The sequence below is a fragment of the Pseudomonas vancouverensis genome (assembly GCF_004348895.1).
GTDB lineage: Bacteria > Pseudomonadota > Gammaproteobacteria > Pseudomonadales > Pseudomonadaceae > Aquipseudomonas > Aquipseudomonas vancouverensis.
Window position 1 is genome coordinate 107,073 of sequence record NZ_RRZK01000023.1, and the last position, 13,660, is coordinate 120,732.

At 60.7% G+C, this 13,660-nt stretch carries 8 protein-coding genes; 4 read left to right on the plus strand and 4 right to left on the minus strand.

Features of this window, described 5'->3' with window-relative positions; genetic code table 11:
• Positions 1-9: 9 nt before the first annotated feature.
• From EIY72_RS17120 to EIY72_RS17135, 4 genes are all read right to left on the minus strand, one after another.
• Positions 10-1,431: an efflux transporter outer membrane subunit gene (locus EIY72_RS17120; RefSeq protein WP_093220653.1), complete on the minus strand. Its 1,422-nt coding sequence runs from the start codon at positions 1,429-1,431 to the stop codon at positions 10-12.
• Positions 1,431-4,619 (minus strand): efflux RND transporter permease subunit, encoded by a 3,189-nt coding sequence (locus tag EIY72_RS17125; RefSeq protein WP_093220658.1) that lies wholly within the window; start codon positions 4,617-4,619, stop codon positions 1,431-1,433. The genes EIY72_RS17120 and EIY72_RS17125 overlap by 1 nt, the downstream gene beginning before the upstream one ends.
• 12 nt (positions 4,620-4,631) lie before the next feature.
• On the minus strand, positions 4,632-5,885 hold the full coding sequence (gene mexE, locus EIY72_RS17130) for a multidrug efflux RND transporter periplasmic adaptor subunit MexE (protein ID WP_093220663.1): 1,254 nt from the start codon (positions 5,883-5,885) through the stop codon (positions 4,632-4,634).
• A 343-nt stretch (positions 5,886-6,228) separates the two neighbouring features.
• Positions 6,229-7,146: a LysR family transcriptional regulator gene (locus EIY72_RS17135; RefSeq protein WP_093220667.1), complete on the minus strand. Its 918-nt coding sequence runs from the start codon at positions 7,144-7,146 to the stop codon at positions 6,229-6,231.
• A 270-nt stretch (positions 7,147-7,416) separates the two neighbouring features.
• On the opposite strand from EIY72_RS17135, the gene EIY72_RS17140 reads away from it, so the two are divergent.
• From EIY72_RS17140 to pgm, 4 genes are all read left to right on the plus strand, one after another.
• On the plus strand, positions 7,417-8,439 hold the full coding sequence (locus EIY72_RS17140; protein WP_093220672.1) for a zinc-dependent alcohol dehydrogenase family protein: 1,023 nt from the start codon (positions 7,417-7,419) through the stop codon (positions 8,437-8,439).
• Positions 8,440-8,970: 531 nt separating this feature from the next.
• Positions 8,971-10,452 carry a hypothetical protein gene (locus tag EIY72_RS17145; protein WP_093220675.1) on the plus strand — a complete coding sequence of 494 codons (1,482 nt, stop codon included), beginning with the start codon at positions 8,971-8,973 and terminating at the stop codon, positions 10,450-10,452.
• A 40-nt stretch (positions 10,453-10,492) separates the two neighbouring features.
• Entirely contained in the window at positions 10,493-11,893 is a 1,401-nt protein-coding gene (locus tag EIY72_RS17150) for an aminotransferase-like domain-containing protein (RefSeq protein WP_093220677.1), read from the plus strand.
• A 110-nt stretch (positions 11,894-12,003) separates the two neighbouring features.
• Positions 12,004-13,650 (plus strand): phosphoglucomutase (alpha-D-glucose-1,6-bisphosphate-dependent), encoded by a 1,647-nt coding sequence (pgm, locus tag EIY72_RS17155; protein WP_093220680.1) that lies wholly within the window; start codon positions 12,004-12,006, stop codon positions 13,648-13,650.
• Positions 13,651-13,660: the final 10 nt, after the last annotated feature.

A 13,660-nucleotide genomic window follows, 5' to 3' on the forward strand; every position in this document is an offset into this window, starting at 1 on the left:
TAAACCGTATCAGTTGCTGGCGACCGTCTCCGGTTGCCAGCCGCCGCCGAGGGCCTTGTAGATCGCGACGATGCCGCGATACAGATCGACTTCGGCCTGGGCCTGGCTGTCTTCGGCCGCCAGGCGTTCACGCTGGGCGTCCAGCAGCACGAGGAAGTCAGCGGTGCCTTCGCGATAGCGAATTTCGGCCAGGCTTGCGGCCGAGCGGCTGGACTCACTCTGACGAATCAACGAGATCAAGCGTTGCTGGCGTTTGCCGTAGTCGCTGAAGGCGTTCTCCGATTCTTCCAGCGCCAGCAATACTTGCTGCTCATAAGTCGCCAGGGCGCCTTCGGCATCGGCATCGGCCCCACGTATGCGCGCCTTCACGCTACCCAGGTCAAACGCCGCCCAGGTAATGCTCGGGCCCAGTGCCCAGGCGTTGGCCGCCGAGGAACCGATCTGCGAGCCACGCCCGGCAGTCCAGCCGAGAAAACCGCTGAGGCTGACCCGCGGGAACAGGTCGGCCTTGGCCACGCCGATGCGCGCCGTGGCCGAGGCCAGTTTGCGTTCGGCGCTGAGCACGTCCGGACGGCGTTGCAGCAGCTCGGCCGGATCACCGATCGGCAAGGCCTTGGCAATCGCCGGCAAGTCTTTCGGGCTCAGGTCCACGCTCAACTGGTCCGGGCGCTGACCGAGCAGGGTGGCGATGCGGTTTTTCTGCCGAACCTGCTCGGCCTGCAGTTGCGGCACGCTGGCCTCGACCGCCGCCAGACGCGCATCGGCACGTTCCACGTCGAGCTGATCGCCGACACCGGCGTCACGCAGGCTGATGGTGATCTTGCGTGACTCCTGCTGGTTCTCCAGGTTGGCCAGGGCGATCTTTTCCCGCAGCTGCGCACCGCGCAATTGACCGTAGGAATCCACCAGCTCGGCAATCATGGTGACTTGCAACTGGTACAGGTCTGCCTCGAACGCTTGCTGCTCGGCGTTGGCCGATTCCAGGTTGCGCTGGATGCGGCCGAACAGATCGACCTCCCAGGCCATGTCCAGCCCGAGGTCGTAGCGTTCGCTGTTGACCCGTTGGGTGGTTTGACCGGGGATCTGGCCCTTGCCCAGGTCACTGCTGGCGCGGCTGGTGATGGTCGGCATGGCATCATTGCTGACATCGTCGCGGATCGCTCGCGCCGCTTTCCAGCGGGCGAAGGCGACACGCAGGTCACGGTTGCCCTGCAGCGATTGCGTCACCAGCTGATTGAGGGTCGGGTCTTCGAACTGCTGCCACCAGATACCCTCGAACCGCGAGCGGTCGAAGTTTTTCTGACCGGCGGCGCCATCGGTGGCGGCCGTGATGTGGGCCGCCTCCGTGGTCGGCGTCTTGTAGTCCGGGCCGACGGCGCAGGCACTCAGGGCCAGCACCAGCAAGCTCGGCAGGAAGGCTTTCACACTCATCAATGCGACTCCAGCGTCAGGTTGGCCTGGGCGGCCTTGGCGGCTTTGCGCGCTTGACCACGCTCGACAAAGTTACGGATCAGTACGTAGAACACTGGCGTCAGCAACAGACCGAAGAAGGTCACCCCGAGCATCCCGGAGAATACCGCTACACCCATGGCGTGACGCATTTCGGCACCAGCGCCGCTGGAGAACACCAGGGGCACCACGCCCATGATGAACGCGAAGGAGGTCATCAGGATCGGCCGCAGACGCAGGCGGCAGGCTTCCAGAACCGCGGCCAGCGGGTTCATGCCTTCCAGCTGTTTATCCTTGGCGAACTCGACGATCAGGATCGCGTTCTTACAGGCCAGGCCCACCAGTACGATCAGGCCGATCTGGGTGAAGATGTTGTTGTCACCTCCCGAGGCAATCACACCGGTGATGGCCGACAGCAGGGTCATCGGTACGATCAGGATCACCGCCAGTGGCAGGCTCCAGCTTTCGTATTGAGCGGCCAGTACCAGGAACGCCAACAGTACGCAGAGCGGGAACACGAAGAGCGCGGTATTGCCGGACAGGATCTGCTGGTAGGTCAGGTCGGTCCATTCGTAGGTCATGCCGTTGGGCAGTTCTTCCTTGAGCAGTTTCTCGATGGCTTTTTCGGCCTGGCCGGAGCTGTAGCCGGGGGCTGCGGCACCGTTGATTTCAGCGGTGATGAAGCCGTTGTAGTGCATCACGCGATCGGGTCCCGAGGTGTCGCTGACCTTGATGAAGGTCGCCAGCGGGATCATCTCGCCTTTGTTGTTACGCACTTTCAACTGACCGATCTGGTCCGATTCGAGGCGGAACTGTTGTTCGGCCTGGACGTTGACCTGATAGGTGCGACCGAAGCGGTTGAAGTCGTTGGCATACAGCGAACCCAGGTAGATCTGCAGGGTGTCGAAGATGTCGCTGACGGCGACGCCGTGGGTCTTGGCTTTCTCGCGATCGATGGCCGCATCGACCTGCGGCACGTTCACCGTGTAGCTGGTAAACAGGCCCGCCAGTTCCGGCACGTTGTGGCTCTTGGCGATGATGTTCATGGTTTCCTTGTACAGCTCGTCGTAGCCCAGGTTGCCCCGGTCTTCGATTTGCAGGCGGAAACCGCCAATGGTGCCCAGGCCTTGTACCGGCGGTGGCGGGAAGATCGCCATGTAGGCTTCCTGGATGTTCGCGTACTGGCCGTTCAAGGCACCGGCAATGGCCCCTGCGGACATGCTCGGGTCTTTACGCTCGTCGAACGGTTTCAGGGTCACGAACACGATGCCGGCGTTCGGGCTGTTGGTGAAGCCGTTGATCGACAGGCCGGGGAAGGCCACCGCACTTTCCACACCAGGCTGTTTCAACGCCAGGTCGGACATGCGCTTGATCACGTCTTCGGTGCGATCCAGGCTCGAGGCATCCGGCAATTGCGCAAAGGCCACCAGGTACTGCTTATCCTGGCCGGGTACGAAACCGGTCGGGGTGGTCGAGAAGCCGAAGAAGGTCAGCACCATCAGGCCGGCGTACAGCAGCAGGGCGATACCGCTGGAGCGGATCACACGGGCAACGGTGCCGACGTAACCATGGCTGGCTTTCTCGAAGAAACGGTTGAACGGACGGAACAGCCAGCCACCGAACATTTTGTCCAGTACCTTGGAGAAGCGGTCCTTCGGCGCGTCATGACCCTTGAGCAATACCGCTGCCAGGGCAGGGGACAGGGTCAGCGAGTTGAAGGCCGAAATCACCGTGGAAATCGCAATGGTCAGGGCGAACTGCTTGTAGAACTGACCGGTCAGGCCGGAAATGAAGGCCGCAGGTACAAACACCGCACACAGCACCAGTGCCGTGGCAATGATCGGGCCTGTCACTTCACGCATGGCGCGTTTGGTGGCTTCGACCGGGGTCAGGCCAAGTTCGATGTTTCGTTCGACGTTCTCCACCACGACGATGGCGTCGTCCACCACGATACCGATGGCCAGTACCAGGCCGAACAGCGACAGGGCGTTGAGTGAGAAGCCGAACAGGTGCATCACGGCGAAAGTACCGATCAGCGACACCGGCACCGCCACCAGCGGGATGATCGAGGCGCGCCAGGTCTGCAGGAAGAGGATCACCACCAGGACCACGAGGATCAGCGCTTCGAAGAGGGTGTGAACCACCGCCTCGATGGAGCCGCGCACGAAGATCGTCGGGTCATAGACGATGCTGAAGTCCATGCCTTCGGGGAAGCTCTTCTTCAATTCGGCCATCTTTTCCCGAACTTCGTTGGAGATCTCGATGGCGTTGGAACCCGGACGCTGGAAGATCGGGATTGCCACGGCCGGCTGATTGTTCAGCAAGGAACGCAGGGCGTACTGGCTGGAGCCCAGTTCAACGCGGGCGATGTCCTTCAGACGCGTGATTTCACCGTTGTCGCCGGAGCGAATGATGATGTTCTCGAACTCTTCTTCACTGACCAGACGGCCTTGGGTGTTGACCGACAGCTGGAAGCTCTGGGCATTCGGTGCAGGCGGCGCACCCAGCGCACCGGCCGCCACCTGGCGGTTCTGCTCACGGATGGCGCTGACCACGTCGGTCGCCGTCAGGTTGCGCGAAGCGGTCTTGTTTGGATCGAGCCACACGCGCAGCGAGTAGTCGCCCATGCCGAACAGTTGCACGTCGCCCACACCGCCGAGCCGCGCCAGCTCATCCTTGATGTTGAGGATCGCGTAGTTGGACAGGTAGAGCATGTCGTAGCGTTTGTCCGGCGAGGTCAAGTGCACGACCATCGTCAGGTCGGGCGACGCCTTGTCCACGGTGATACCGATGCGCGTTACTTCCTCGGGAAGCTTCGGTTCGGTCCGGGTTACACGGTTCTGCACCTGCACCTGAGCGTTGTCCAGGTCGGTACCCAGGGCAAAGGTGATGGTCAGGGTGATCTTGCCGTCAGCGGTGGACTGCGAGGACATGTACAGCATGTTCTCGACGCCGGTGATGGCTTGCTCCAGCGGCGCGGCCACGGTTTCACCGATGACCTTGGGGTTGGCCCCCGGGAAGTTGGCGCGCACGACCACGGTCGGCGGTACCACTTCCGGGTATTCGCTGATCGGCAGCTGGAACAGCGAGATCGCACCGGCGATCAGGATCAGCAGCGACAGCACCGCTGCGAAGATCGGCCGCGAAATGAAAAACTGGGAAAAATTCATCGTTGAAATCCCTTAGTCGCGTGGGGTCGCGGCGGCCAGCTTCACAGCCGCACCCGGCGCTACCTTGGCAGGTGCGACTTGGGGCAGGTTGCTGGCTTCCAGCGCTTGGCGTTGTTGTGCGAGAGCGGCAATCGTTTGCTCACTGGCCATCGGGATCACTTCCGGGGTGACCGGTGAACCAGGGCGTACCCGTTGCAGACCCTTGACGATGATGGTGTCGTCCTTGTTCAGGCCAGTGCGCACGATGCGCAAGCCTTCGATCTTCGGACCCAGTTCCACGGCGCGATAGGCCGTCTTGTTGTCGGCATCCATGACCAGCACGAACTTTTTACCGAGGTCGGTACCGACCGCTTCGTCGTTGATCAGCATGGCGTTGTAGGTGCCGCTGCCGACCAGTTTCAGGCGTGCGTACAGACCCGGGGTGTAGCTGCCATCGCTGTTGTCGAACACCGCACGGCCGCGGATGGTGCCGGTTTTCGGATTGACCTGGTTGTCGACGAAGTTCATCTGGCCCAGGTGCGGGTTGCCGTCTTCATTGGACAGGCCCATGTACACCGGGGTGGTGGCGCCGCGTTTGCCCTGGCGCGCCAATTGCGTGTACTTGAGAAATACACGCTCGTCGGCGTCGAAGTAGGCGTAGACCTTGTCGGTGGAGACCACGCTGGTCAGCGTTGTGGTGTCGGCGGTGACCAGGTTGCCGGCGGTGATTTCCGCACGGCTGACGCGGCCGCTGATAGGCGCGGTGACACGGGTGAAGCTCAGGTTCAGTTTCGCCAGATCCAGCTGGGCTTGCAGGGCACCTACCGCGGCGCGAGCTTCCTGGGCGGCGCTGGTGCGCGAATCAGCCAGTTCCGCCGAAATCGCGTTGCTGGTGCGCAGGCGTTCGCCGCGCTGGGCTTCGTTTTCACTGCGGGTGGCGTTGGCGCGGGCCTGGGCAACCAGGGCTTCGAGGCGGCGGACCTCAGCCTGGAAGGGGCGCGGGTCGATCTGGAACAGCAGGTCGCCTTTCTTGACCAGCGCGCCTTCGGTGAAGGCCACTTCATCGATCTGGCCGGAAACCCGTGGACGAATCTGCACGGTTTCCGGCGCTTCAAGGCGACCGGTGAATTCATCCCACTCGTTGACCGGTTGTTCCAGCACCTTGGCCACGCTGACCTTGGCCGCTTGCGGGGCGACGGCGGTTTCCGGGGTCTTGCCGCAGGCGCTCATCACCAGTACGGCCAGCAAGGCCAACGGGAAGCGCAAATGTTTGAGTGACTGTTCCATGGATGCATCCGCCAATGTGTTGAGATTGGCGAATGATGCGCGGCGGTCTGGTATCCCACGAATCGAACGGGGCGAAGGTAACTATCATTCGGAATGATATAAGACCCAAGCCAGCCCTCTAGACTGCGCCTTGCGACAGGTCGGTATCAACGGGTTTGATGTAATTCTGTGTTGCAGGGGGTGCAATGGTTCATCGCGGAACAGAAGTGAATCCATCGTCTGATAGCCGCCCCAAGCCGACTCACTCCCACAGGGGTTGGCGGTATCTACAGGACCTGTGGGGCGGGCTTGCTCCGGGCGGCGTTGAGACGATGAGGTTATCCGTCTCTTCAAAAAAAGCGGATCAGGCCAGACTGTCCGGATCGCCAAAAAACATCTGAATCCGCGAACGCAACCAACGCTCTCCCGGGTCATTATCCTGCGACCCACGCCAAGCCATGTGCAGCTCGAAGGTGCGGGTCGGTAACGGCGGATCTTCCGCCCGTACGCCACCCGCTGCGGTCAGCGCATCGGCCGTGTAATCCGGCACCGTTGCGACTATGTCCGTGCCGGCGAGCAGGGTGCTCAGGCCATTGAACTGCGGCACGGCGAGCACCACATGACGCTTGCGACCGAGCTTTTCCAGTTCCTCATCGATAAAACCACTGAGGTCGCCGGCGAACGACACCAGCGCGTGGGGGCGGGCGCAGTAGTCGTCCAGGCTCAGGGCGCCCGGCACGGTGTCGGCGCGCAGCAGTTTCGGCTGGCTGCGACGCAGTACCTTGCGCTTGGCATTGGCCGGCAAATCGGTGGTGTAGCTGACGCCGATGGAAATCTCGCCGGAGGCCAGCAGATTCGGCATCAGGATGTAGTTGACCCGTCGCACCACCAGCACGATGCCTGGCGATTCCGCACGCAGGCGCTTGAGCAGCATCGGCAGCAGGGCAAACTCGACATCGTCTGAAAGGCCGATGCGGAACACCGCGGTACTTGTGGCAGGATCAAACTCGCTGGCACGGCTGACCGCCGTGGAAATCGAATCCAGCGCCGGGGAGAGCAGGGCAAAGATCTCCACCGCCCGCGCCGACGGTTCCATGCTGCGGCCGGTGCGCACGAACAACGGATCATCGAACAGCCCGCGCAGACGCGAGAGCGCCGCACTGATGGCCGGCTGGCCGAGGAACAGTTTTTCCGCGGCGCGGGTCACGCTGCGTTCATGCATGAGTGTTTCGAAAACGATCAACAGGTTCAGGTCGACACGACGCAGGTCATTACGATTCATCTGGAGTCCTGGCAGAGTCAGCAAACTTGACGTGGGCGGCCATATGAGAACAATGGCCATCAGGAATATTACGGGGAAAGGCTGGTACTCTGCACCGGGTAATTCAGATTTCCTGCTCTGGCCCGTGGGTTTTTTGCGCCGCACGGGCCATGGCTGCCGCCGATGCGGAATCAATGACAGGCATGTCGACTATTAATACCCACTGATAGTCTTGGGTTAAAAGCCCAGCTAGAGTTCATGGCATTAGAGGTTCAATTGGCGAGGTTTGTGATGTCCCGCACGATCCGTTTTCACAAGTTTGGTCCGGCCGAGGTGCTCAAATGCGAAGAGCATGCGGCGGCTTTGCCTGCTCCGGGCGAAGTGCAGGTGCGCGTCGAGGCGATTGGCATCAGCTGGTATGACATTCTCTGGCGGCAGAACCTGGCTTCGTCCCAGGCGCGTTTGCCGTCAGGCCTCGGCCATGAAATGGCCGGTATCGTCACCGCCGTAGGCGAGGGCGTCGATGACCTGGCCGTTGGTGACAAGGTCGCCAGCTTTCCGGCCGAAAGCCCCAACGATTACCCGGTGTACGGCGAGCAGATCGTGTTGCCGCGCTCGGCATTGACCCGTTACCCGGACATCCTGAGCCCGATCGAAGCGTCCGTGCATTACACGCCGTTGTTGATCGCCTACTTTGCCTATGCAGACCTGGCGCGGGTCAAACCGGGGCAATTTGCCCTGGTCACCGACGCCAGTCACTGTGCCGGCCCGTCATTCGTACAACTGGGCAAGGCCCTGGGTGTTCGCGTGATCGCGGCAACGAAAACCGCCGACGAGCGTGAATACCTGCTGTCGCTGGGTGCCGAGAAAGTCATCGTCACCGAAGAAGAAGATCTGCTGATGCGGATCAACAAGATCACCGACAATCGCGGTGTGGATGTGGTGTTCGATGGCCTGGGTGGCCCGCAGATGTCGTTGCTGGGTGACGTCCTCGCTCCCCGTGGCAGCCTGGTGCTGTACGGCCTGCAAGGTGGCAACCAGACGCCATTCCCGGCGTGTGCGGCGTTCCAGAAGAACATTCAGTTCTTCGTGCACTGCATCGGCAACTTCACCGGTAAACCGGAGCTGGGCATCACCCAGGACCAGGCTGCGCTGCAGCGGGCCCTGCGCGATATCAACCAGATGACTGCTGACCGTGTGCTGGTGCCGCTCAAGACTCGGGTGTTTCCATTTGCCGAGTTCGTCGAAGCACACCGCTACATGGACGAATGCCCGTGTCGCGAACGGGTCGCCCTTCAGGTCGAACCCGCGTAACTGCCCCTCCAGAGTCCGTGCCAGCACGGACTCTTTCGTTTCAGCCCCCTGATCTCCATCGCTGGCAGGACCGATTCAGCAACTGAACTGGTTTTTGCTCTTGATCTGTAGCTTCTAATCAGCCACTAAGCCCTGATAATTGAATGATTACTTTCATCTCAAGGAATGAGTCATGGCTGACTGTCCGGCTGATACTTCTCAATGCGCATCCTGGGTGTGCGTCACAGAACTAGTGCGTAATCGACTATTGAGTAAGTGGTCGACCTGCACTGTATTCCTGATTTTCTGTATTACTTGTCTGTGGGAAGTTGTCGGACATTTCCTAGGACTCATTAAAGTGCAGCGTAAGGCCTTGATTTACGGGTGTCTTGAGCCGTTAGATAGGGTTGCGCGTGCGCAGTAAGCGACCCTTTCAAAAAAACTTCATAAATTCATACGTTAGCATTTGGCAATAAAGTCCATGACTCTAGTCGTGCGGGCTGCATTTTGCTGTTTGCGCGAATTGAACTTACAAGCATCAGGTATATCAAGATGACCAGCATTCACGATCAAGCGATGAACTACGTCTATCAACAAGTCTTGCAGCGACTGCTGGGTTTTTTCTCGCGGGCCGAGCGCACGGCATTGCAGTTGTTGATACAGCGTCTGGTGGTGGCCGCCGGTGGCATGGAATACATCGGTGAGTTCAAGGTGCTGGCGATCCAGAACGGCACGCGGGACTGCTGTTACACACTGGCGCTGTTGCGCGCCGCGCAACTGTCCATCGCATCGCGCTCGCCGAACACCTTCCAGCTACGCATCGCTACCCAGCGATCGAATGCCATCCACCCGCAGGTGCTGGAAAACATGCATCGCACCTTCAGTGCCCTGTTTGTGTACGACGACCCTCGGGTCGAGGTGCTGATGGTGGACAATCGGGAGGTTTTGCCTTTCTGCCACGTGACACCGATGTCCAGAGCCGGCCGTGAGTCCAACCGTTGCAACCTGTTGATGATCGAGCATCGTCAAGTCGACAGCGGTCCTTTTGAGCGCTGGGACGACGGGTACCTGAGCGCCGGCGAATTCTATGGCCAGATCGCCCGCTGGCAGGGCGGCGTTGATGCATTGGTCAGCAGCGATTCACCGCGCCAGCAGAAGCAGTTCATTACAGGTCTGCGGCGTGCCGCCGCCAAGGCGGGGTTGTGGACTTCAAGTCCCGCTGAACCGGGATACGCCAGCCTGTTTGCGCTGATCGATCAACTTGGCAACGATTGCTATCGAGCACTGTACGCCGATCAGCCTCGCCCGCAGTGGCGGCCGCAAGAGTCCTTCGAAACCTGCCGGCGTACCGCGTGCATCGATATTCACGACTTGTTGGTCAGCGGTATCGACGAGCGCTGGCAATTGTCGACGGAGTTTCTCAGGTTCCAGCCTGTCGATTCGATGGCGCAGGTTGCCGAAAACGAATTCACCAGCGTGTCGATCTCGGCGCACCTGCAAGGCCTGCAGGCCTGCTTCATGGAAGGGCGCAGCTACGAGTCCGGCGTTGCTGATTATGTGCAACGCACCCTGGTGATGATGAGCCGCAGACGTCTGCCGGATGCGATTTGCGAGCAGTTCTCGGGGGTCTTTGGTAATCCCGCGAGTTTCACGCAACTGCGTGATCAGGCTTCTGTCGAGGCACAGAGACATCTGGATTTAAGTGAAACGCAACTGGTCTGTTTGCTCCACACGCCCTTTATCGAGAAGGGTGCCAGGCTCGAAGATTTTTTGCGTCAGCACCACCCCGGCATGCTGGTGGCGCTGCCTGAACTGCATCGGGCCATGCAGGGGCATGCGGTCGCGGAACAGGTGATGCAATGGATGATGGAAGTCAGCGGTTTGCCGGTCGGCCTGATCGTCAGGCTGTATGGCATGAGCCGTATGGTTACGGGCGACATCGGCGCGCCGCAGGGTCTTGCCGATGCCGCAGCGTTGCCGGCGGATGCAGCGGGCGATGCGCCTGATTTGGAAGAATGGTCCGCAGGTCGTTGACCATGATTGGTTTTTTGGGTTCTGAGGGCCGTTTTTGTCAATGAAAGGTCCACGAGAAACAGGTTTCGCCTATCAGGCGGTCTATCGATACCTGACCTGCCTGATCAGTGAATCCGTCGGCGATGCGGGGATGCGCCTACCTTCATTGCGCAGTCTGGCGGATCGCCTGAAGGTGTCGATTTCAACCATCCAGTACGCTTATTCATTGCTGGAGAAGGAAGGGCGCGTCTATTCCGTGGCCAAATCCGGCTACTACGCCTTGCCGGTGTCTTGCGCTGGCTTGCAGCATAACGGTGACGATCTGCTCGAAACAGTCTATATCAATGCCCGACGCCCGGGCATGCTGGTACTGAGCGCTGATGAGCCGGCGTTGTTGCAACCACTCGACAGCCCACTGTTGCTGCTGGAGAGGGAGCTGCTGCGTCAGTATCCGCGTCAGCCACAATCGTCTTCGCAGCCCTGTGGTGAACTGGAACTGCGTACCGCCCTGGCGGCACGCTACACCACGTCCGCCGCGCGCTGCTGGCACGCCGAAGATGTTTTCATCGGCGCTGACCTGCGCGGCGTGCTGGAAATACTGATCGCAGTGCTGGGCCTCAAGGACGCTACCGTTATCGTGGAGTCACCGTGTGACTGGTCGATCCTGCGCTTGTTGCAAGCCTCGGATGTGCGGGTCATCGAATTACCGCAGCAGGCTGATGGCGGCCTGGACGTGGGCCGGCTCAAACAGCACCTGGAAAGCGAACCGATACGGCTGGTGATGCTTTCATCGGTGCTGAACATGCCGCATGGCAGCCTGGCGCCCGACGGCAACCGCGAGGCCATTGTCCGATTGCTGGAGCGTTACGATGGATGGGTGTGGGAAAACGATTGTTACGGTGAGTTGGGTTTCGACGCCGATGGCGTGAAAATCCGCGAACTGCTACCGCCCGAGCGGTTGATGGTATTTTCCACTTTCGAAAAAATCATCGGCCCGGAAGCACCCTTCGGTTACCTGCTGTCACGCCACCTGACTGTCCAGTTGCGACGACACTTTCTCCTGCGTTCCTTCCGGCTGTCGCCGATCCGCCAGAAAGCCATCGCGCGCCTGTACAGCAATGGTCGCATCGACCAGCACCTGCAGGTACTGCGGCGGTTGCTAAAGGAACGCAAGAGTCATCTGGTCACGCTGCTTGAGGAGCGGCTGGGGGACGCGCTCGAGTTTGTCGAGCCGCAGGGCGGAGCAACGATCTGGGTGCGCTCGCTGCGTCAGGTCAATATGCGCCGGGTGTTCCAGCGTCTGCTGATCCAGCAGATCGTCATTGCCCCGGGGGAGTTGTTCAGCCTGCAGGGCCTGCATGGGCAGCACCTGCGCTTGAGTCATACCTTTGCCGGTGATCACGACCTGGCGGCCGCCCTGGGGTTGCTGGGTGACGCGTTGCGCCTGGAGTCGACAGATTGAGAGGCGGGTGAAACATCTCGCCGGTGCCTGGATCGATCCCATCGCGTTGCGGTCAAACTGCCAGTAAACTGCGACCCTATTCCCGAACCACTCGATTCCAGAGGTTTTGCATGACACTCAGTCCTTTTGCGGGCAAACCGGCACCGGCAGCCTTGTTGGTCGACATCCCGCGACTGGTAACGGCCTATTACACCGGCCAGCCTGATGCCTCGATTGCCACCCAGCGCGTTGCCTTCGGCACCTCCGGGCACCGCGGTAGCTCGTTCGATCTGAGTTTCAACGAATGGCACGTTCTGGCCATCAGCCAGGCAATCTGCCTGTATCGTCAGGCCCAGGGCATCGATGGTCCGCTGTTCGTGGGTATCGACACCCATGCACTGTCCACGCCTGCGGGCGCCAGTGCCCTTGAGGTGCTGGCCGCCAACGGCGTGACCGTGATGATCGCCGAGGGCGACGAGTACACGCCGACGCCGGCCGTGTCCCACGCCATTCTTTGCTACAACCGCGGGCGCACCACGGGCCTGGCGGACGGTATCGTCATTACGCCGTCGCACAACCCTCCGCAAAGCGGCGGCTATAAATACAACCCGACCAACGGTGGCCCGGCCGATACCCACATCACCAAATGGATCGAGGCCAAGGCCAACGAACTGCTGGCCAACAAGCTTGCCGGGGTCAAGCGCATCAGCTACGAACAGGCGCTGAAGGCCGACACCACTCACCGTCACGATTACCTCAACACCTACGTGGCCGATTTGGTCAACGTGATCGACTTCGACGCCATCCGGAACGCGAAGCTGCGCCTGGGCGTTGATCCGCTGGGTGGAGCAGGGGTGCGTTACTGGTCGGCGATTGCCGAGCACTATCGTCTCGACCTGGACGTGGTGAACAAGGAAGTGGATGCGACATTCCGCTTCATGACCGTCGACTGGGACGGACAGATTCGCATGGACCCATCGTCCAGCCATGCCATGCAAGGCCTGATCGGGCTCAAGGAACGTTTCGACGTGGCCTTTGCCTGCGATCCGGACCATGACCGTCACGGCATCGTCACGCCGTCCGGTGGCCTGTTGGCGCCGAACAATTACCTGGCCGTGTCGATCGACTACCTGTTCCAGAACCGTCCGCAGTGGCGTGCCGATGCGGCCGTAGGCAAGACCGTGGTCAGCAGTGGCCTGATCGACCGCGTGGCCAAGCGTCTGGGTCGTCGCCTGTACGAAGTGCCGGTGGGCTTCAAATGGTTTGCCGATGGCCTGTTCGATGGTTCGCTGGGCTTCGGTGGCGAAGAAAGCGCCGGTGCCTCGTTCCTGCGCAAGGACGGTGGCGTCTGGAGCACGGACAAGGACGGCTTGATCCCTGCGTTGCTGGCGGCTGAAATGACCGCGCGCACCGGTCGTGATCCGAGCCAGGCTTACCGCGCGTTGACCGATGAGCTGGGCGAGCCGTTCTCGGTGCGTGTCGATGCCAAGGCCAATCCGGAGCAGAAAGCCTTGCTGAGCAAGCTGTCGCCACAGCAGGTGACGTCGACTGAACTGGCCGGTGAGCCGATTCAGAGCATCCTCAGCCACGCGCCGGGCAACGACCAGGCGATTGGCGGCCTGAAAGTCATGACCGAAAACGGCTGGTTCGCCGCGCGCCCGTCGGGCACTGAAGACATCTACAAGATCTACGCCGAAAGTTTTGTCAGCGACGACCATCTCAAGCAATTGGTGGCCGAGGCGCAGACGTTGGTGGATGGCGCTATTTCGACCCAATAAATCGGCGCCT

Bases quoted from the DNA above. Each gene is read 5' to 3' on its own strand.
- EIY72_RS17120 (WP_093220653.1), bottom strand. From the start codon at position 1,431: ATGAGTGTGAAAGCCTTCCTGCCGAGCTTGCTGGTGCTGGCCCTGAGT.
- EIY72_RS17125 (WP_093220658.1), bottom strand. From the start codon at position 4,619: ATGAATTTTTCCCAGTTTTTCATTTCGCGGCCGATCTTCGCAGCGGTG.
- mexE (WP_093220663.1), bottom strand. From the start codon at position 5,885: ATGGAACAGTCACTCAAACATTTGCGCTTCCCGTTGGCCTTGCTGGCC.
- EIY72_RS17135 (WP_093220667.1), bottom strand. From the start codon at position 7,146: ATGAATCGTAATGACCTGCGTCGTGTCGACCTGAACCTGTTGATCGTT.
- EIY72_RS17140 (WP_093220672.1), top strand. From the start codon at position 7,417: ATGTCCCGCACGATCCGTTTTCACAAGTTTGGTCCGGCCGAGGTGCTC.
- EIY72_RS17145 (WP_093220675.1), top strand. From the start codon at position 8,971: ATGACCAGCATTCACGATCAAGCGATGAACTACGTCTATCAACAAGTC.
- EIY72_RS17150 (WP_093220677.1), top strand. From the start codon at position 10,493: ATGAAAGGTCCACGAGAAACAGGTTTCGCCTATCAGGCGGTCTATCGA.
- pgm (WP_093220680.1), top strand. From the start codon at position 12,004: ATGACACTCAGTCCTTTTGCGGGCAAACCGGCACCGGCAGCCTTGTTG.